General features: G+C 70.4%; 18 protein-coding genes. 7 read left to right on the top strand and 11 right to left on the bottom strand.

Features of this window, described 5'->3' with window-relative positions:
• Nucleotides 1–60: 60 nt before the first annotated feature.
• Entirely contained in the window at nt 61–1,488 is a 1,428-nt protein-coding gene (locus tag OG718_RS24830) for an MFS transporter (RefSeq protein WP_328847826.1), read from the top strand.
• Entirely contained in the window at nt 1,485–2,741 is a 1,257-nt protein-coding gene (locus OG718_RS24835; protein WP_328845206.1) for an FAD-dependent monooxygenase, read from the top strand. The genes OG718_RS24830 and OG718_RS24835 overlap by 4 nt, the downstream gene beginning before the upstream one ends.
• 69 nt (nt 2,742–2,810) lie before the next feature.
• Here the strand turns inward: OG718_RS24835 and OG718_RS24840 are convergent, their stop codons facing one another.
• From OG718_RS24840 to OG718_RS24875, 8 genes are all read right to left on the bottom strand, one after another.
• Nucleotides 2,811–3,503: a response regulator transcription factor gene (locus tag OG718_RS24840; RefSeq protein ID WP_328845207.1), complete on the bottom strand. Its 693-nt coding sequence runs from the start codon at nt 3,501–3,503 to the stop codon at nt 2,811–2,813.
• Nucleotides 3,500–4,894, bottom strand: coding sequence for a sensor histidine kinase (locus OG718_RS24845; protein ID WP_328845208.1), 1,395 nt, complete (start codon nt 4,892–4,894; stop codon nt 3,500–3,502). Before OG718_RS24845 ends, OG718_RS24840 begins: the two co-directional genes overlap by 4 nt.
• Complete coding sequence (locus tag OG718_RS24850) at nt 4,891–7,143, bottom strand: MMPL family transporter (RefSeq protein ID WP_143638750.1); 2,253 nt, start codon at nt 7,141–7,143, stop codon at nt 4,891–4,893. The genes OG718_RS24845 and OG718_RS24850 overlap by 4 nt, the downstream gene beginning before the upstream one ends.
• A gap of 131 nt (nt 7,144–7,274) precedes the next feature.
• Complete coding sequence (locus tag OG718_RS24855; protein ID WP_143638749.1) at nt 7,275–7,478, bottom strand: hypothetical protein; 204 nt, start codon at nt 7,476–7,478, stop codon at nt 7,275–7,277.
• Between the two features lie 430 nt (nt 7,479–7,908).
• Nucleotides 7,909–8,448, bottom strand: coding sequence for an AAA family ATPase (locus OG718_RS24860; protein ID WP_328845209.1), 540 nt, complete (start codon nt 8,446–8,448; stop codon nt 7,909–7,911).
• A 59-nt stretch (nt 8,449–8,507) separates the two neighbouring features.
• Nucleotides 8,508–9,230 (bottom strand): hypothetical protein, encoded by a 723-nt coding sequence (locus tag OG718_RS24865; RefSeq protein WP_328845210.1) that lies wholly within the window; start codon nt 9,228–9,230, stop codon nt 8,508–8,510.
• A 168-nt stretch (nt 9,231–9,398) separates the two neighbouring features.
• Nucleotides 9,399–10,748 carry a phosphatase PAP2 family protein gene (locus OG718_RS24870; protein ID WP_328845211.1) on the bottom strand — a complete coding sequence of 450 codons (1,350 nt, stop codon included), beginning with the start codon at nt 10,746–10,748 and terminating at the stop codon, nt 9,399–9,401.
• A 229-nt stretch (nt 10,749–10,977) separates the two neighbouring features.
• A complete protein-coding gene (locus tag OG718_RS24875) occupies nt 10,978–11,340 on the bottom strand; it encodes a DoxX family protein (RefSeq protein WP_143638744.1) in 363 nt (120 codons plus the stop codon).
• A gap of 108 nt (nt 11,341–11,448) precedes the next feature.
• On the opposite strand from OG718_RS24875, the gene OG718_RS24880 reads away from it, so the two are divergent.
• Nucleotides 11,449–11,826, top strand: a complete 378-nt coding sequence (locus OG718_RS24880) for a winged helix-turn-helix transcriptional regulator (RefSeq protein ID WP_143638742.1) — start codon at nt 11,449–11,451, stop codon at nt 11,824–11,826.
• A gap of 39 nt (nt 11,827–11,865) precedes the next feature.
• Here OG718_RS24880 and OG718_RS24885 read toward each other — a convergent pair whose 3' ends face one another.
• Both OG718_RS24885 and OG718_RS24890 read right to left on the bottom strand, forming a co-directional pair.
• Nucleotides 11,866–13,098, bottom strand: coding sequence for a DegT/DnrJ/EryC1/StrS family aminotransferase (locus OG718_RS24885; RefSeq protein WP_306938604.1), 1,233 nt, complete (start codon nt 13,096–13,098; stop codon nt 11,866–11,868).
• Nucleotides 13,099–13,100: 2 nt separating this feature from the next.
• The gene (locus OG718_RS24890) at nt 13,101–14,318 is read right to left on the bottom strand and encodes a GNAT family N-acetyltransferase (protein WP_443055141.1); all 1,218 of its coding nucleotides are present in this window, start codon (nt 14,316–14,318) and stop codon (nt 13,101–13,103) included.
• A gap of 293 nt (nt 14,319–14,611) precedes the next feature.
• Here OG718_RS24890 and OG718_RS24895 point away from each other — a divergent pair, with 293 nt between their 5' ends.
• The gene (locus tag OG718_RS24895) at nt 14,612–14,977 is read left to right on the top strand and encodes a PH domain-containing protein (protein WP_055615870.1); all 366 of its coding nucleotides are present in this window, start codon (nt 14,612–14,614) and stop codon (nt 14,975–14,977) included.
• Here the strand turns inward: OG718_RS24895 and OG718_RS24900 are convergent.
• On the bottom strand, nt 14,955–16,142 hold the full coding sequence (locus OG718_RS24900) for an MFS transporter (RefSeq protein ID WP_143638736.1): 1,188 nt from the start codon (nt 16,140–16,142) through the stop codon (nt 14,955–14,957). The two genes, OG718_RS24895 and OG718_RS24900, sit on opposite strands and share 23 nt — an antisense overlap.
• A gap of 153 nt (nt 16,143–16,295) precedes the next feature.
• Between OG718_RS24900 and OG718_RS24905 the strand changes: the two genes are divergently transcribed.
• From OG718_RS24905 to OG718_RS24915, 3 genes are all read left to right on the top strand, one after another.
• The gene (locus tag OG718_RS24905) at nt 16,296–17,303 is read left to right on the top strand and encodes a helix-turn-helix domain-containing protein (protein WP_306938606.1); all 1,008 of its coding nucleotides are present in this window, start codon (nt 16,296–16,298) and stop codon (nt 17,301–17,303) included.
• A gap of 9 nt (nt 17,304–17,312) precedes the next feature.
• Complete coding sequence (locus tag OG718_RS24910) at nt 17,313–17,807, top strand: glutathione peroxidase (protein WP_143638732.1); 495 nt, start codon at nt 17,313–17,315, stop codon at nt 17,805–17,807.
• A 74-nt stretch (nt 17,808–17,881) separates the two neighbouring features.
• Nucleotides 17,882–18,781 (top strand): MerR family transcriptional regulator, encoded by a 900-nt coding sequence (locus OG718_RS24915; RefSeq protein WP_398937744.1) that lies wholly within the window; start codon nt 17,882–17,884, stop codon nt 18,779–18,781.
• The last annotated feature ends 9 nt before the right edge of the window (nt 18,782–18,790 follow it).

Below are 18,790 nucleotides of genomic sequence, written 5' to 3' on the forward strand. Positions count from 1 at the left end.
CCCTTGCCCTTCCCCCTCCCCCTGCCCTTGCGCAGTGGTGTCTGGAGTGATCAACAGGTGATGAAAGGGACGTCTACGTCCGAAGCCGTGGTTTCGCCGGTTCGTATCGGGAGGCCGGCGATCGGTGCCCTCGGCATCTTGGCGCTCGCCCTCGGCACCCTGCAGTCGGTGGTGGAGCCTGCGCTCCCGCTGCTGCAACGTGAGTTGGGGGTCAGTTCTGGCGAAGGGGCCTTGATCGGCAACACCTTGCTCATCACCGGTGCGGTCGTCACACCCGTCGCAGGCAAACTCGGCGACCGTTACGGCGGAAAGCGGGTGCTGGTCCAGCTGATGGCCGTGGTCTCGGTCGGTGGTCTGTTGGCCGGCCTGGCGCCGAACCTGCCGGTGTTGTTGCTCGGTCAGGTACTGCAGGGCGTCATGGTGGGTGCGCTGCCCCTCTCCTTCATCCTGGTGCGCAAACACCTCCCGGCGGGAGAGTCGCAGGTGGCGATCGGGCTGGTCGTCGCGCTGTTCACGGGCGGCAGCATGGTGGGAATGCTGTTTGCCGGGCCGATCGCCGAAGGCCTGTCCTGGCACTGGATGTTCGCGCTGCCGACGATCGCGATCATCGTGACGACGTTGGCCGTCGCTCGGCTGATGCCGCATGATCCACCGATCCGGTCGGACGACAGGATCGACTGGCCCGGCACGGTTCTGCTGAGCGCCACGTTGCTCGCGTTCATGCTCGGGCTCGTGACGGTGACGAGGGAGGGTGGCCTGCCGCCGCTCGCGGTCGGCGCCATCGCGGTGGTCGTGGCCGCCCTCGCGACCGGATGGGTCGCCGTCGAGCGCCGGGCAGCCTCGCCGATGGTCGATCTGCGAATGCTGACGAAGCCCGCGATGTGGCATGCGGGCGTGCTCACCTTCGTCATCACCACCAGCGCGGGGATGGTGCTCTTTCTGCTCCCGCAGTTGTTCGCCGTATCGGCCGACGGGTACGGCTTCGGAGCCAGTACGACCGACATCGGACTCTTCCTGCTGCCCGGTGCCATCGCCGGGGCGGTGAGCGACTCGGTCGGCGGGATCGCTGCGCGGCGTTTCGGTCCGCGTGCCGTGGTCGTCGTGGGCACCGTCGTCACGGCGGTCACGATGATCGCCCTGGCGTCGCTGCACTCCGCGGAGTGGCAGCTCGTCCTCGCGAAGGTGCTGACCGCGTTCGCCGCGGGCGTCGGCACCACGGCTTTGCTCGCCGGCACCGCCACCGCCGTCGAGGCCAAGGACACCGGCATCGCCACCAGCCTGCTCGTGGTGACTCGCGTGATCGGCGTCGCTCTGGGCGCCCAGGTCGGCGGCGCGATCCTCGACGCCGGGGCCGACCCGACGACGGGCCTTCCTGCCGAATCGGCCTTCGCCACGGGTTTCGCCGCCGCCGGCCTCGTAGCCGCGTTGTCACTGCTCATTGTCCGTATCACGAAGATCAATATCGCGAAGAAGGGATCCCAGGCATGACGTCCATCGGTCTGTCGACCGGCCTGTCGACGCACGTGAGTACTCAGGCGAGTACCGCCGCGAAGCGCAAGGTTCTGATCTCCGGGGCCAGCATCGCCGGGCCCGCGCTGGCGTACTGGCTGAACCGGTCCGGATTCGCGGTCACGGTGGTGGAGAAGGCAGGCGCCCTGCGCGACGGTGGTTACCCGATCGACGTCCGCGGCACCGCGATCGAGGTGGTCCGGCGGATGGGGATACTGCCGCGGCTGCGGGACGCGCACATCGACTCGCGTCGCTGCACCTTCCTCGACGCCGACGGCAGCGAAGTGGCCTCGCTCAGCCCGCACGCCGTTGCCGGCGGTGTCGAGGGACGGGACCTGGAGGTGCGTCGTGGGGACCTGGCCGCGGCCCTCTACGCGGTGGTTCGCGACGACGTGGAATTCCTGTTCGACGACTCCATCGACACCCTCGACCAGTACGGACAAGGGGTCGACGTCACCTTCCACAGTGGGCGACGGCGTACGTTCGACCTGGTGGTCGGCGCCGACGGTATGCACTCACACACCCGGGAGTCCCTGTTCGGCCCCGAAGAACAGTTCCACCGCCACCTCGGATACTGCTTCGCCATATTCACCATGCCGAACACCTTCGGGCTCTCCCGCGAGGTCGTGTTGTGGAACACCCCGGGGAAGGCCGCGGCCCTCTACGCCGTCGGGGACAACGACGAACTGCACGCCTTCCTGACCTTTCACCAGCCGGAACCGCCCTTCGGCGCCCTCCGGAGCCCCGACGCCCAGCGGGATCTGGTCGCCACGGTCTTCGCGGGCGCGGGATGGGAGGTCCCCGGCATGGTCGACGCCATGCGTGACGCGGATGACCTGTTCTTCGACACGGCCGGTCAGATCCGTATGCCCCACTGGTCCAAGGGTCGCGTCGCGCTCGTCGGCGACGCCGCGTACGCGCCCTCGTTCCTCACCGGACAAGGATCGAGCCTCGCGCTCGTCGGCGCCTACATGCTCGCCAACGCCCTGGCCGCGAACCGGGACCACACCGCGGCCTTCGCCGCCTACGAACGCGGTGCTCGCGGGTTCGTGGCCATGAATCAGGCGCTGGTCGACAACGGCGGGGCCACGCTCTTCCCCACCACGGTGCGGGCCCTGGAGCAACGCAACACCATGCTGCGCGATCTCGTCACCATGCCCTCCGCGACGGTACGACCGGCCTACTCGGCCCTTGCGCTGCCCGAATTCGCCCCGCTGCCCATGAACTCGTGAGCCCGTGAGCTGATACGGCAGCCGCGTCGAGTCGCTGACGGGCCCCGGCAACGAGTCCTCGGTATCGGGCTACGGCCGGCGGCGGTCGGTGCCGCCGTCGGGGGCCGCGTGGGCCAGGCCCGTCCGGTAGGCGATGACGACGAGTTGCGCCCGGTCGCGGGCCTCCAGCTTCGTCATGGCGCGCTGCACATGGGCGCGGACGGTGAAGGGGCTGAGGAACATCCGCTCGGCGATCTCCTGGTTGGACAGGCCGGTCGCGACCAGAGCCACCATCTCGCGTTCGCGCGGGGTGAGCACGGCGAGTTCGGGGTGGTTCGGCGGGGCGTCGTCCGGTGTGGCCAGGAAACGGGTGACCAGGGAACGGGTCGCGGCGGGGGACAGAAGAGTGTCCCCCTCGGCGATCGTACGTACGGCGTTCAGCAGGTCCTCGGCCCCGATGCCCTTGCCGATGAAGCCGCCGGCCCCCGCGCGCAGCGCCTGAGCGACGTACTCGTCGGTCTCGTACGTGGTGAGGATCAGGATGCGGCTGGCACGCAGTTCGGGGTCCGCGCAGATCTCCGCCGTGGCGGTGAGACCGTCCACCTCGGGCATACGGATGTCCATGATCACCACGTCCGGGCGCAGCTCCCGGGTGAGTCTCACCGCATCCCTGCCGTCGGCGGCCTCGCCGACCACGGTGATGTCGTCGGCGGAATCGAGAAGCAACCGGAAGGCACCGCGCAGCAGGGCCTGATCGTCGGCGAGGAGCACGCGGAGCGTCACGGCGCATCACCGGCTTCTCCGTCGCCTGTTCGCCCGTCGCCTGTCGCTCCGCCGCCCGTCCGTACGTCGTCTGTCGTTCCGTCAGACATCCGTCCCTCGACGGTTGTTGATCCGTCGGTCGTCCGTGTCGTGTCCTTGGCGGGCGGGAGGGGCAGCTGGGTGGAGACGAGGAAGCCGCCCTCCGGACGCCTGCCCGCGGAGAGGTGTCCCCCGACCGCGGTGGCACGTTCACGCATCCCGATCAGACCGTAACCGGGCGAACGTTCCGGCATGTTGGACGTGATCGGTCCCGCGGACGTGGACGGTCCCGCGGATGTGGACGGTCCCCTGGATGCGGTCGGTGCCGTGCGGGCGTCCGCTCCGTCGTCGGCGACGGTGATGGTCACCCGATCGGTGTTCCAGGCGAGGCGCACCCGGGCACTGCCGGTGCCGGCGTGCTTGGTCACGTTGGTCAGGGCCTCCTGGACGATGCGGTACGCGGTGAGGTCGACACCCGGTGGCAGCGGCCTGGCCGTGCCCTCCTGGTGCACCGACACCTCCAGACCCGCGCGGCGGAAGGATTCGAAGAGCGTGGGGAGCCGGGCCAGCCCGGGCGCCGGTTCGGCGGGGGCGGCCGTGTCCCCGGACTGACGCAGCAGACCGACCGTGGCCCGCAGTTCGTCGAGCGCGTGGCCGGTGGTCTCGACGAGCTCCGTCAGGCTCTTGCGGGTCTGCTCCGGGCGGGTGTCGAAGAGGTGGGCGGCGACCGTGGCCTGCGCGTTGGCCAGGGTGATCTGATGGGCCACGAGGTCGTGCAACTCCCGGGCGATGCGCACCCGTTCCTCGGCCACTCTCCGGCGCGCCTCCCTGTCCCGGCTCTCCTCGGCCCGCCGGGCCCGCTCCTCCACGGCCGCCAGGTAGGCCCGTCGGTTCCGCACCGAGTGACCGAGTACGCCGGCCACCAGCGGGAACGCCCCCACCACTCCCATCCTGCTCGCGTCCTTCCATGAGAGGTCCCCGGACATGGAGGTGGAGGCGACCAGCAGCGCCACGGAGCTGAGAGACACCGCGCTCGCCGCGCGCCATTCGGTGCGCGCGGCGAGCGAGTAGGAGTAGGCGGTGATCACGGCGGGGGCCGCGATGAGCGGGCTCAGCAGGAGGCCCAACGGCCCGGCCAGCATGCCGCACACGGTCGTGGCCGCCATGGCGGCCAGGGGTGCCCGGTGCCGCACCGGCAGCACGCCACAGGACACCACGGCGACGAAGTAGGCGGCGGCAGGCGGTGCCGACAGGGTGTCGTCGACCTGCACCGTGCCGCCGAGCAGACAGAGCACGAACGCCGTTGCCGTGACCGCCGCCTCCCGCCACCACGCGCCGCGTGGTCGCGGGCCGCCACGACCCGTGTTCGTCATGGCCTGCTGTGCCGGCCGACGGGGAGCCGCGGCACCTCTGCGTCCGGATCGGCCGCGGGGGCCGGGACACGCCTGTTCAGTGCCTCACCCTCGATGTCCACGTTCGGCAGCACGCGGTTCAGGATACGGGGCAGCCACCAGGCCCGGTGGCCGAGCAGTGCCAGGACCGCGGGTGCGATCGCCATCCTGACCAGGAAGGCGTCGAAGGCGACGGCGGAGGCCAGGCCGACGCCCATGGTCTGGATGGTCGGGCTGTTCAGCCCGATGAATCCGGCGAACACGCTGATCATGATGATCGCCGCCGCGGCCACCACACGTCCGCTGTGCCGGAAACCGCTGACGATGGCCTCGCCGGGGGTGGCGCCATGGACGTACGCCTCCCGCATGCGGGTGAAGAGGAAGACCTCGTAGTCCATGGCGAGGCCGAACACGATGCCGATGATGAGAATCGGCATCAGCGACATGACCGGTCCGGTCTGCTCGATGCCGACCAGGTCTGCCCCCCAGCCCCACTGGAAGACCGCGACGAGTACGCCGAAGGCGGCACCCACCGACAGCAGGAAGCCGAGCGCGGCCTTGACCGGGACCAGGATCGAGCGGAAGACCACCAGCAGCAGGAGCACCGCCAGGCCGATGACCACGGTCAGATAGGGGATGAGGGCGTCGGACATGGCTTCGGAGATGTCGATGTTCAGCGCGGTGGTGCCGGTCACCAGGATGCCGGCGCCCGTGCCGGCTTCGATGCCGGAGACCTCGTCCCGGAGCGTGTGCACCAGGTCCTTGGTCTCGCCGTTGGTCGGCGCGGTCTGCGGGACGGCGGTGAGGACGGCCGTGTCCTTGTTCCGGCTGAGAACCGGATCACCGACCGAGGCGACCCCGTCCACTCCCCGTACGGTCTTGACGACCAGGTCCGTGGCAGCGCTGGGGTCCGCGGACTTCGATGTGTCCACGACCACGGTCAACGGGCCGTTGAAGCCGGGGCCGAAGCCTTCCGACAGCAGGTCGTAGGCGCGGCGCTGGGTGGTCTCCACCGGCTTGGACTCGTCTCCTGGGAGCCCGAGTTCGAGGCTCAGCGTCGGTAGGGCGACGGCGCCGAGGCCGAGTCCGGCGACCATCAGCACGGCCACCGGCCTGCGCAGCACGAACCGCGCCCAGCGGGTGCCGAGTCCGGGCCGGCCCGCCGCGGTGGGCACCGGGTGCGGGCGCTCGCTTGCCCGCCGGGCGGCCTTGCGGACGGAGCGGGACAGTACCCGCCGGCCGAAGAAGCCGAACAGCGCGGGGACGAGGGTCAGTGCGACGAGTACGGCGAGGGCCACGGCGCCCGCGCCGCCCATGCCTATCTTGGTGAGTTCGGGGATTCCGACGACCCCCAGCCCGGCCAGGGCGATGAAGACGGTCGCGCCGGCGAAGACCACGGCGGATCCGGCCGTGCCCACCGCCCGGCCGGCGGCCTCCTCCGGTTCGCTGCCCCGGGCGCGCTCGTCGCGGAAGCGGGAGGTGATGAAGAGTGCGTAGTCGATGCCGACCGCAAGTCCCAGCATCAGCGCCAGGATGGCGACGGTGGACGTCAGGCCCAGCGGAACGGCGAGTGCGGTGACCAGGCCGAAGGCGATGGCCACGCCCAGGAAGGCGGTCAGCAGCGACAGTCCGGCCGCGGCCAGCGACCCGAGGGTGAGGACCAGCACCACCGCCGCCACCATCACGCCGATGAGTTCCGTCGTACCGCCCGGTTCCACTTCCGCGTCCAGGGCCGAGCCGCCGATCTCCACGGTCAGCCCCGCGTCCCGCGCCTGGCTCGCGGCGTCCTCGAGTGCGCTCTTGGTCGGCTCGGTCAGGTCGACGGCGTCCGCGGTGTAGGTGATCGTGGAGTAGGCGATGGTGCCGTCCTTGCTGACGGCGCCGGTCTCATAGGGGTCGGTGGTCGACGCGACCTGATCGCCCCCGTCCAGGGAGCCGATCGTGTCCTCGACGGCCGCCTTGTTCTCCCTGGCCGTCACCCGCTGCCCGTCCGGGGCCTGGAACACCAGACGGGCCTCGGCGCCCTGGGAGTTGCTCTGGGGGAACCGCTCGTCCAGCAGGTCGAACGCCTTCTGCGACTCGGTGCCGGGCATGGAGAGGTCCTCTTCCTTCCCCTCCGGCGCCGTGGCGGCGGCGACCCCGGCCAGCACCAGGGCAACCAGCCACACAGCACTGACGAGCCGGCGCCGCCGGAAGGCCCACCGTCCGATCCGGTATAGAAAAATCGCCATCTGTTGATCGCTCCAGACACCGTTAGGAAGGGGAATGCGCGAGATTCGCGCGCCTCCCACACTTCCCGCCGGCGCCCGGCCGGGCATCGTCCCCCGTCGCCGTCTTCCCCTGGTGCACCCGGACCAGCCGCTCACATGCCCTGGTGCCTACGCACCAGACCGACCCGGGCCTCAACAGGGCTGACCTCGGCAATGCCGGTCCGGTGCCCGAGCCCCGGCTCGTCGACTGCCTCGGCAGCGAGTTCGATCGTGACCGACGCACGTTCCTCGATACCGGGGACCGACTCGGCCGACTCCTTGACCGCCGCGTCGAGACGGACTTCGTCGGGGAACACAGGTCGACGTGCGTACGTACCTCGCGGGCGACCACCTGGTACCTGCGGGCCGCCCAGGCCGGTGTGGAGGTCACCCGACCGGTGATGTTCTGCAAGCCGCACAGGGCGGCCGGAGCCGCGTGCTAGTCGGCCGGCTTGCCGGTGGACAGCACCGCGGATGTGGCGGCGTGCCGCGCGCAAGCGGCCCACCAGCTCTCGCCACCCGAGTACGTGACGAGAACGCTCCACTTTGCGGGTTCGGGGCATGGTGCTGCCCAGGAACACTCACCCCGCGCTGATGCCGTGTTGGCCCGGTGGCGGCTTGCGTCCCACGGGCCCAACCACTGAAGTTCCATGTCTCGCAGTGAAGCGGAGATACAACCGGCGTCGCTAGGCGTATGCCAGAACCGTGCACCGCGGCTCGGCCGCTCCCGGAACCCGGCCGGCCCGGTCATCCCCTCCGGGGCGGCGGAGGTTCGTCGAACAGGCGGAGTTCGTCGCTGGTCGGGGCCTCGAAGAGTGCTGCGTACTCCTCGAGCATCTCGCGAGTGATCGGGACCGTCCCCCGCTCGCCCTCCCCGTTGCGGACATCGAGGCGGCGGTGCAGTTCATCGATCGGCGCCGTGAGGTAGTGCAGTTCGACGGGAACGCCGAGTGCGCGCGCCCCGAGGCGCTTCTCGTCCCGCTCCGAGCGTGCCCAGAAGCCGAACTCCAGGATCACACTCTGTCCGAGCTTCAACAGCTCCTGGGCATGCCGGGCAAAGCGCCTCTCGAGCCGGTCGCGCGCCTGCTCGTCGAAGAAGTCGACGCCGAGATCCGCCATCCACTCGTCCGGACACAGACGCACAGCCGGAGTCTCATCCGCCAGGCGCTTGGCCAGTGTCGTCTTCCCGGAACCAGGAAGCCCGCACAGCAGAATCAGCCTCGGCCCGCGTCCCGCGTCCACCAGGTCCCTCCGGAGCGCCTCAGGATCATCAGTGCAACGGCCCATGCTGCCGCAGCCAGGCCCGACCGCAGAACCGGGTTTTGGTGACGCGGACGCTCAGTGCTTCAGCCGGATGTCTGGTGAGGCCCGCGCTTCTCACCGTTCAATGCGTTGCTGATCTCCAGAAGGTGACCCTTGGGCATGGCGAAGGCGTTGAGGGGGTTTCGGTAGGAATGCCCGCCGTCGTTGATCCAGATGCCGTCTGCCAATCTCCAGTGCTCAGGCGCCCATTGCCCCTGCTTCTCAAGAAGCGTCCTCGCTACTTCGGCGGGCTCCTCGATCAAGGTGAGAGCGGCAAGAGCGGCCGTCAGGGCAGCGGGCGCGTCGTCGGGGAGTTGCGCATCCCCGAGGCTCGGGAACAGGAGCAGGAGACGGGCGTCGGAATCGTCAACGCCCTCCGATGCCGACTGACCAGCCGCGGACAGCAGTTCCGGCCATGCCGTGCCCGGCCCCATGAAATGGCCGTCGTCCACGGCGAGGGTTTCCGCTGCGGACCAAGCCGGGTGGTGAATGAGGTAGTCCACCCCTCGGTCGCCTTCGAAGTTCCGGTAGACGACGTGGATGGTGTGACCGGAGCGCAGGGGCAGGCTGAACACCGGCCACTCACGCGCGGCGGAGAGCCTGCGGCTGAGCTCGATGGCCGCGTCCCAGTCGGCGCCGAACGCGGCTCGTTGCGCGTCCTCTCCGCGCAAGCAGGAACCGAGGTGCACGGGCCAGAACAGCGGATCGTCCAGGTAGGCGCTGCCCACGACCAGAGGACCGTGTTCGTATCCGGGGATCTTCAGCACGCGAGGATGATGGCACGAGGCACAGACACCGCCTCCGGGTCCGCCCCCGTCCCCACTCTCAGACCGCGGGGACGGGCAGGAGCCGGTGTGACAGGGCGACCGACCGGCTGACCGCTCAGTCGCCATCGCCCACTTCCGCGCTCGGCCCACAACCGGGTGCGACGCGGTTCAAACGAGTTCGGGTTGCCGTTCCGGTTGTCGCGCTGGTGCTGCACTCGGCTCCCACAGTGCGACGGTCCTTGCATAGCCGTAGATCACCGAGATCATCGTCAGGATGAGGAGTGGGCCGTACAGCCACGGATGTCGGGCCATCTCCAACGGCAGGTAGCGGTAGGACACCAGGAGCGCGGCGAAGACGGTTGTGCCGTAGGCGACCAGTCGGACCCCTGCTCGATCCCAGCCGCGGTCGTACGAGCGCAGGGCCGCCTCGACCGTGAGCGTGAACACCACCCCGACGATGAGGTCCACGCCGTAGTGGTAGCCGAATCCCAGCGTTGCGCCGAGCGTGGCCAGCAGCCAGAACGTGCCTGCGAATCGCAGCGTCCGCGGGCCCTTCCGGGAGTGGATGAAGATCGCGACGGCCCAGGCCGTGTGCAGGCTGGGCATGCAGTTCCGCGGGGTGACCTCGTCGAACGGCATGGGGTGCGGGGTGCTGATCGGCGGCAGCGTCCGCGGCCACAGGTCGGCCACCGCCCACTGCCCGCTGGGCGGCCCTTCCGGCCACAGGCCGACCGACGACCAGTGCTCGAGGCCGGTGCCGTAGGCGAAGACCGGTCCGACCACCGGGAAGATCATGTAGGTGGCGGGCCCGAGGAGGCCGATCACCAGGAACGTACGCACCAGATGGTGGCGCGGGAAGCGGCGCTCGGCCGCCACGTTGCGCAGTTGGTACAGCGCGACGACGACCGCGGCCACCGCGAGCTGGCTGTAGACGATGTTGAGAAGGTTGGAGCCGATCGGGCCGGTGGCCGTGACGATCCGGCCCATCAGCCACGACGGGTTGCCCAGTGCGTGATCGGCGGTTGCCACGTACTGGTCGAGCACCCCTGGGCGGGTCCTGGAGGTGATCAGCAGCCAGATGTCGCCGGTCTTGCGGCCGGCCACCAGCAGCAGGCCCAGTCCGACGCCCTTGAGCAACAGGACACGTTCCCGGCCGGTACGGCGGGTGACGGCGATGACCGCGTACCCCAGCATCACCCACAACGCGCCGTTGCCGAAGGGGTGGCCGTCGGTCACCCTGGCGTCGACCGCCCACCGGACCACCGCGAAGGCGATGTCGATACCGATGGCGGCACCGGCCGCGATGAACCGTTGCCGCCAGGTGAGAACCACCATCATCAATGCCATACCGGCATACAGCAGGAAGCCCGATTTGGGCGCGAATATCACCTCTCGCGCCTGATTGGTGATCGGCCCCGGCTGACCGTAGTGCCGTGCGGCGATCTCCAGCGCTATGAGGAATCCGAGAGCCACGACACCCGCCGCGACCCAGAGCCCCGTCCGTGACCCACGCCACACGGAGAGCGTGATTCTTCTTCTTGTTCGCGAAGAATCACGCCATGGTATATATCTCAATTTTCAGCCGATTTAATAGATTTTGGTCAATGGTCGGGGTGAGTTTCGTTCGCCGCCTTCCCGTCGGGACCGCTTTCTCCCCCATGGAGAACAGCCCGCCCGACGAGGGAAGACGGAAGGATAACTGTCCGGGTTCCGGCCACCCGCGACCGGAGCTGTTCGGGGTTGGGCCTCACCAGGTCGTGGCCAGCCACGCGGCCACCCCCGCGAGGGCGATGAGCGTGACATTGAGGCCCGTTTCCTTCACCTCTCCGCGCGACAGGTGCAGGGCGGTTGCCAGGATCTGGAGTACGAGGAAGCCGAGTGCGGCGACCATCGCGAGGACGGGGGCCGTCCCTGTGAGGGGCGGCAGTACGAGGCCGGCGGCGCCGAGGATCTCGATGGTGCCGATGGCCCGGACCGCCCCCATCGGGACCGTGTCCACCCAGCCCATCATGGGCGCCAGTTGCTCCTTGCTCTGCGCGACCTTCTTGCCACCCGCGTACAGGTAGAAGACGGCGAGGAGTCCGGCGACGATCCAGTAGGCGATCTCCATGTTCTGCGCCCTCCGTCATGGTTACCACTTGTAAGTAGGCACATGGTCGGTGACTATCGAGACGCTCACAAAAGGCACACCGGTGTGCGTTGCGAACAGGGGACGCCGATGTCGAAGTACCGCAGGACCTGCCTCATCCGTGGCGACGGCGGCCGTGCGATCCGGGGCATCCTGGACCGCATCGGCGACAAGTGGACGCTGCTGGTGGTGGCCACCCTCGACGGCGAGCGCATGCGCTTCACCGAGCTCCAGCAGCGCATCCCCGGCATCTCGCAGCGCATGCTCACCCGCACGGTCCGGCACCTGGAGCGCGACGGCCTCGTGTCCCGCACGGTGTTCGCCGAGGTTCCGCCTCGCGTGGAGTACGAACTCACCGCGATGGGACGGACCTTGATCGAGCCCGCCGTGGCGCTGGCCGAGTGGGCCGTCGACAACAACCCCGACATCGAGCGGAACCAGACGGTGTACGACACGGAGCGCCCCTGAGCAGGGCCCGGCGCACGGCCGGTGAGACCACCCGCCCGCTCACTGCCCCAACGGCGCCGGAGGTGTGGCGTCCGGGACGACGGCGGTCGGGGTCGGTGGGTGCGCGGTCTTCGTCCGTTCTCTTGTGAGGGCGGCGGTGAGGGTGCGGGCCAGGAGGGGATCGGCCGGAAGGACGTGGGAGGCGAACCAGCGGGCGGACGACGGGTCGGGGGACGGTTCGACGAACTCCGCGCCCGCGTAGTCGTCGAGCGGGGGATCGTAGATGTAGCCCGCGACCACTCCGTGTCTCACCAGGCGCCGCACGAGGGCGTCGCGGTCGTGGACCAGGAGCGGGACCCGGAAGAGGGGAAGCGGCCCGCCCGTTGCCGCGCGATCTCGGAGTGCCGGTGAGGCCCAGGGCGTGCCGGAGAGGACGCCGACGCCTGCCCGGCGGCGGGTGAGGTTCTCGTCGAGCAGCGCCATCCTGAGCTTCAACTGCCCGCGGACCAGGGTTCCGTGGCGGGTCCGGAAGTCGTGGAGGTCGACACGGATCCATGACTCGTACGCGGTCAGGCTCGGTGCCCGGAGTGCGCTGGCGGAGAGCCGGGGCGCGTGCAGGGCCATCCGGAAGTCGTCGCGTTCGAGGAGGCCGAGGCGTTGCATCGTCCGCCAGGCGGGGCGCACCAGGTGCAGGGTGCGGACGGCCGAACGCGCCAGTGGGCGCAGGGCAGTTGCCAGGTCGCCGGCCAGGCGGCCCGGGACCAGGAGGTCGTCCCGCAGCAGCTCCAGCTCCCGGCGGGTGCGCGCGTCCTCCACGGCCAGGAAGCCGCCCGCCATCGCCGCCACGTGCTTGGACAGGCTGAAGGCCGCCGCCGTTCCGAACGTCCCGATCGGCCGCCCGTCGAGGTGCGTGCCGATCGCGTGTGCGGCGTCCTCGATCAGGGGTATCCCCAACTCCTCGCAGCGCAGGCGCAGTTCCACGACCCGGTCCGGCATGCCGTACAGGTTCGTGGTGAGGACGGCGTCCACGCCGCGCCAGGTGGACTCCGGTACGGCGGCCGGGTCGATGTTGCCGTCCCGGACGGACACGGGGGCCAGCACCGGGCGCAGTCCGGCCGCGAGGACGACGAAGAGGATCACGTCGTCGTTCACCGGTGACATCAGCACCCGCCCGCCCGGGCGGCACCAGCGTCGCAGTGCCAGGTACAGGGCCAGACGTGCCGAGGGTGTGTAGACGCACTCCCGTCCGAGCCGGCGTGCCATCGTCGCGGCGAGCCGCGATCCGTACGGCATCGTCACCTCTTCCGCTGCGGGGCCGCGTTGCCCCGCGCGTTCGCTTTCCCCTGTGGGTCCGCGTCGGCCTGCGGGTTCACGTTGTCCCGTCCGTCCGCGTTCCGTCGTGGGGCGGTGCCGGAGCCCGTGCCCATGCGGCCCGACGTACGCAGCGTGCCCACCGTCTTCAGCAGCCGGTCGGCCGGTTCCCGCAGCCGCGGATGGGCCAGGACCGTGTTCCGCAGGCCGCGCACCGGCCTGCGCCACAGCCGGTGTGCCGTGGCCACCGGGTGGGGCCGGACGGCGAAGCCTTCGCCGACGCGCAGTTCGCGGGTCTTGAGCCAGTCCTTCCACTCCTTGTCGCCGCGCCCCAGGTCCATGAGCCGCACACCGTCCCGGCCGGCGGCCTCGGCCATGCGGAGGTGCATGATCAGGCCGGGCGAGTAGTAGTGGAGGTCGGGGTCGTACGCGGTGAACCACGGCGCGAACACCGTGCGCGATCTCGGCCCGAAGTGCGCGGCCACCGGCCGGTCCCCCGCGTACACCACGGACAGCACACCGGTGAAGTGCTCCTCGCGGACCTGGAACAGCTGGTCCACGAGCTCGACTATCCACGGCCGCGCGAACCGGTCCATCCGTCCCGTCCTGCGGTACTGGGCGGACTTCCATCGCATGAGCGTGCGCAGCGCCCCCGGATCGCGCTCGTCGAAGACGAACCGCATCTCGCCCAGGTCGCGCGCCAGCCTGCGTTCCTTCTTCAGCGTCGTCTTGGCCAGCCCGGGGTACGCGCCGCGCAGCCACTCCGCGTAGCCCGCGTCGTCGCCGTCCTTCAGGTCGATGGCCGGTGAGGCGAACGTCCCCGTGACGTACGCCCCGAAGGGCTTCTGCTCCTCGACGAGGTGGTCGAACTCGAAGACGGACAGCCCGCAGGCCCGCAGCAGTTCCCTGGTGTCCCAGGTGACGCCGGGCCGGTGCACGAGGGCCTGGGCGTCGGAGAGACCGAGTCCGATGGCCCGGCCGACCCCTAAGGCGTTGCGCTCGTACGGGAGGAAGCCGACGGCCTCCTCGCCCTCGTGCAGGACCGCCACCCGCGCCCCACCGCGGTGCCGGCCGATCCCGGCCGCGAACTCCGGTGCCAGGAAGGGGTTCGCGTAGTCCGGTGACTCGTCCATCGCACGGTGCCAGGCCCGGCGCAGCGGGATGCTCAGTTCCTCGGGTCTGTGGATCGTGATGGTGCTCATGGATCGCACGGGCAGCCCCCCCCATTCCCCCGTGACGCGCTCTCCGCGTCCTGCCCCCGCCTCGAACTGTTCGGCGTGGCTCAAACCTCGCGAAACAGTACGCACGCTGTCAAGGGTGGTGTGAGTAATGGAAGCGTCACGGATCGGACGGACCGGTCGGCACCCGGGGTGAGCCGCCGCCGGACGGCGGTCGCCTCAGCTGAATCGGTGCCCTGATTGCCCTACAGTGTGAGGATCTTGTGACATCACGATCCGGTCCGCATCCGGTTCCACACATCCAACGGGGGCACATCATGGCGCTGTTCGGAAACGCGCACACCATCGATCCGGCGAAGGCCCAGCACGACTACGCGCGACTGCTCGGACAGGACGAGCAGGTGTACGCGGCGTACCTGCTGATACGCGACACGATCCTCTTCACCGACCGCCGCCTCATCCTGGTCGACAAGCAGGGCATCACCGGCAAGAAGACGGAGTACCACTCCGTCCCCTACCGCAGCATCACCCACTTCTCCGTCGAGACCGCGGGCCACTTCGACCTCGACGCCGAGCTGAAGATCTGGATCTCCGGCACCCCGGCGCCGATCGAGAAGACCTTCACCAAGGGCGTGGACATCTACGAGGTCCAGGCGATCCTCACGCAGTTCGTGGCGCGCTAGCCGGACGAGGTGCGGGGCGCAGCCCCGGCGCCAGGCTCACCGTCACGGCGATCGACGCCAGCGCCATCACCGTCATCGCCGTGCCCGGTGACGTCAGTTGGGCCGTCCCGCCCGCCAGGGCCGCTCCCACCCCCTGCATCGTCAGCGTTCCGGACGAGTGCAACCCCAGTGCGTGGCCGGACAGTTCGGGCGGGGTCACGGCCATCAGGCGTTCCTGTTGCAGGAGGCTCGCCGCGAAACCGGCCGAGGCCAGGGTGGCGAGGGCGGCCGCCAGGAAGGGCCCCGGGCGCAGGACGAAGAGCACGTACGGGGCCGCCAGCAGCAGGAGCAGGGGCACGCCCAGCCGCGGGCGCAGGCGGGCCGGCACGAAGCGGGCCGCCGCCACGTCGCCGGTCAGCATGCCCAGCGCCGCGCAGGCGAAGAGCAGGCCCGCGTGGCCGGGGGCGTACGAGACATAAAGGGACTCGCAGCCGACGATCAGGCCGTTGGGGATCCAGAGGGCCAGGAACAGGTGGCGGCGCGGGCGGGAGGCGAGCAGGGCCGCGTTCGTGCGGCGGGTCTCGCGCACCGACGGCCGGCCCGTGGTTCTCGGCGGGCGGCGGGTCAGGGCGAGGCGGGACACCGCGGCGGCGGTCGCGTACAGGGCCGCCGCCGTGAGCAGCGTGCCGCGCGGGGACAGGAACGCGATGAGGACGCCTCCCGTCGCGAACCCCGCGACCTGGGTGATCCCGTTCGCCATGTTGAAGACCGAGCGGCCGAGGATGTAGCCGTCCGCGCGCAGGATCTCGTTCAGCAGGCCCCAGCGGACCCCGCCGCCCAGGGACGCCACCAGGCCCAGTACGAGGATCAGGGCGAAGATCCCCCAGAGGGGCTGCGGGGCCGCCAGAGCCGCCGTACCCGCCGCGAACGCCAGCGCGGTGCCCGTCAGCGTGGCCCGGGGCGGCAGCCGGTCGGCCGCCGACAGGAGCGTGGTCGCGCCCAGCACCTGGGCCAGTGACGGGCCGAACATGCTCAGGGCCGACAGCAGGGGCGAGTCCGTGGCCCGGTAGACGAGCGTGCCGAGCGCGAGACCGCTCATCGTCTGGGCGGCCACCTGCGCCGAGGAGGCCAGGAAGAGAGGGGTGAACTCCGGGGTGCGGAAGAGGGACCGGTACGTCGTGGGCATGCCCCGGAGTCTCGGACCGGCGCCGGAGCGGCCGGTAGAGTTTCGCTCCTGCGCGAAACAAGCAGCGAAGCAAACGGCGTAGCAAACAGCAGAACAGTCGGCGGAACAGCCAGTGCGGCAGACGGCGGGACAGGCACCGGGGAGGTCGCCGACATGGGCTGGTGGCAGGTCAACGCCGACACCCTCGCGGGCAGCCGGTTCGTGCTCTCGCCGCTCGCCGAGACCTTCGCCTGTCTGAAGGCACTGCGGGCGGGGACGGCCGCGCACCCGGGCGAGCGGGCCTGGCTGGAGGCCCATCTGCCGGACCACCTACGACGGCTGGCCGCCGATCCCGTCACCGCCGCCCTCGTCCGGGCCGGGCTCGGGCCCGAGTGGATCGCCGACTTCCTCACGCCCACCCCGCGCGGCGAGGAGGACTTCGGCACCGAGGTCGGCCGTGTACGCGAGACCTCCCCCGAGGCCGCCCGCGCCCACCTCGCCGTCGCCCTGCGCGGCCCGCTCCCCGGCATACTCCAGGACCGCGACGACCTCCCCGACCGCGCCGCCGACCTGCTCACCCACGTCTGGACCGAGGCCGTACGCCCCTACTGGCCCCGTCGCCGCCGCGTGCTCGAAGCCGATGTCGTCGCCCGCACCGCCCAGCTGAGCCAGGGCGGCTGGGCGGCAGCCCTCGACGCGATGCGGCCGGGCATGCGCTGGCTCGGCGAGAACCGGCTGCAGATCAACCTCCACGAGTACCCGCCCCGCGAGATCTCGGGCGCCGAGCTCATCTTCGTACCCGTGACACCGCAGCGGCAGGGCTGGGTGTCGTGGGAGGAGCCCGACCGGTACGCGGTCGTGTACCCGTGCTCGGGCGCGCTCGCGGACACCGGGGCGACGGCCGCGGGTGCCCCCGAGAGCCTCAGCCGGCTGCTCGGGGCGGGGCGGGCGGGCGTTCTCGTGCTGCTCGGCTCCCCCATGAGTACGAGCCAGGTGGTGGCCGTCACCGGACAGGGGCTCGGCTCGGTCGGCCGCCACCTGAAGGTGCTCCTCGACGCCCGGCTAGTCGAGCGGCGGCGCTCCGGGCGGTCGGTCCTCTACTACCGCACCCCCGCGGGCGAGGTTCTCGTCGGCGCCCAGGGAGACCGGGGCGCCGCCCGTGCCACTTCGGAGCGGAGTTAGCATCCGTTTATGACTACTGACTCAGTTCTCGACGTCGACATCGATGCCCTGCAGGGCGGTTCAGCGGACCTCGGCCAGTACAAGGGCAAGGCCGTGCTCATCGTCAACGTGGCCTCCAAGTGCGGGCTCACCCCTCAGTACGGGGGCCTGGAGCGGCTGCAGGAGCGGTTCGCCGCGCAGGGCTTCACCGTGCTCGGCGTGCCCTGCAACCAGTTCATGGGCCAGGAGCCCGGCACGTCCGAGGAGATCGCGGAGTTCTGCTCGGCGACGTACGGCGTGACCTTCCCGATGACCGAGAAGGTCGACGTGAACGGGGACGCGCGGCACGCGCTCTACGAGCGGCTGACCGGTTTCGCGGACGGCGAGGGGCACAGCGGTGACATCCGCTGGAACTTCGAGAAGTTCCTGATCGGCCGGGACGGCACGGTGGTCGCCCGCTTCTCGCCGCAGACCGAGCCGGAGTCGGCCGAGGTCGTGGCGGCCGTGGAGGCGCTCGTCGCCTGACGCGGCGGCTCCCGTCGGTTGACCTTGCCCCTGGGGCAAGGAGCATCCTCCTCCCGCCGGGCGGCAGTCGCCCGGTGACGGAGGATGGGCCCGTGGAACCCGTGACCAACGCGTTGCCCCCGGCCGAGGGCCTGCTCACGATCGGCGCGTTCGCCGCCCGTGCGCGGCTCTCGCCGAAGGCGCTGCGGCTGTACGACCGGCTGGGCCTGCTGCGCCCCGCGCACGTCGACGACGCGACCGGCTACCGCTACTACCGCGCCGCCCAGGTCGAACGGGCCCGCCTGGTCTTCCTGCTGCGCGGACTCGACATGCCGCTCGCGCGGATCGCCGAGGTCGTGGAGCGCCAGGAGACCGACGGGCAGGCGGCCGCGGACCTCGTGAGCGCCTACTGGGCGGACGTCGAGGAACGCCTCGCCGGGCAGCGGACACTCGCGCACTACCTCCGTGGACGGCTTTCCGGAAGGAGTTCCGAGTTGTACGCGACATTCGAGGTCCACACCGTGGACGTACCGGAGCAGTGGGTCATCACCGAGAACCGGCACACCCTCGTGGAGGAGCTGCCCGTCTGGATCCCGGCGTCACTGGGGCGGCTGGAGGCGGCCGCGAAGGAGTGCGGCGGCACGACGGGCGCCCCGTTCGTCGTCTACTACTCCGAGGTCTCGCAGGAGAGCGACGGCCCCGTCGAGTCCTGCGTCCCCGTCGCCGACCCGGCCGCCGCCCGCGCCTGGGCCGCCCGGCACGCCCGCGCCTGGAACACGACGGCCCGCCTCGAACCCGCCCGCCGCCTCGCCTACACCCGCATTACCAAGGCCCAGGTGGCCAACCCCCAGATCCACGCCGCCTACGAGGCGGTGGAGGCCTGGCTGACCAAAGAAGGCCTCGCCTACGCGGGCCCGTGCCGAGAGATCTACTTCACCGACTGGGACGAGTCGGGCCCGGAGGACGAGGTCTGCGACGTGGCATTCCCTGTTTAGGGGCGCGGG

It is taken from the genome of Streptomyces sp. NBC_00258, assembly GCF_036182465.1.
Taxonomy (GTDB): Bacteria; Actinomycetota; Actinomycetes; order Streptomycetales; family Streptomycetaceae; genus Streptomyces.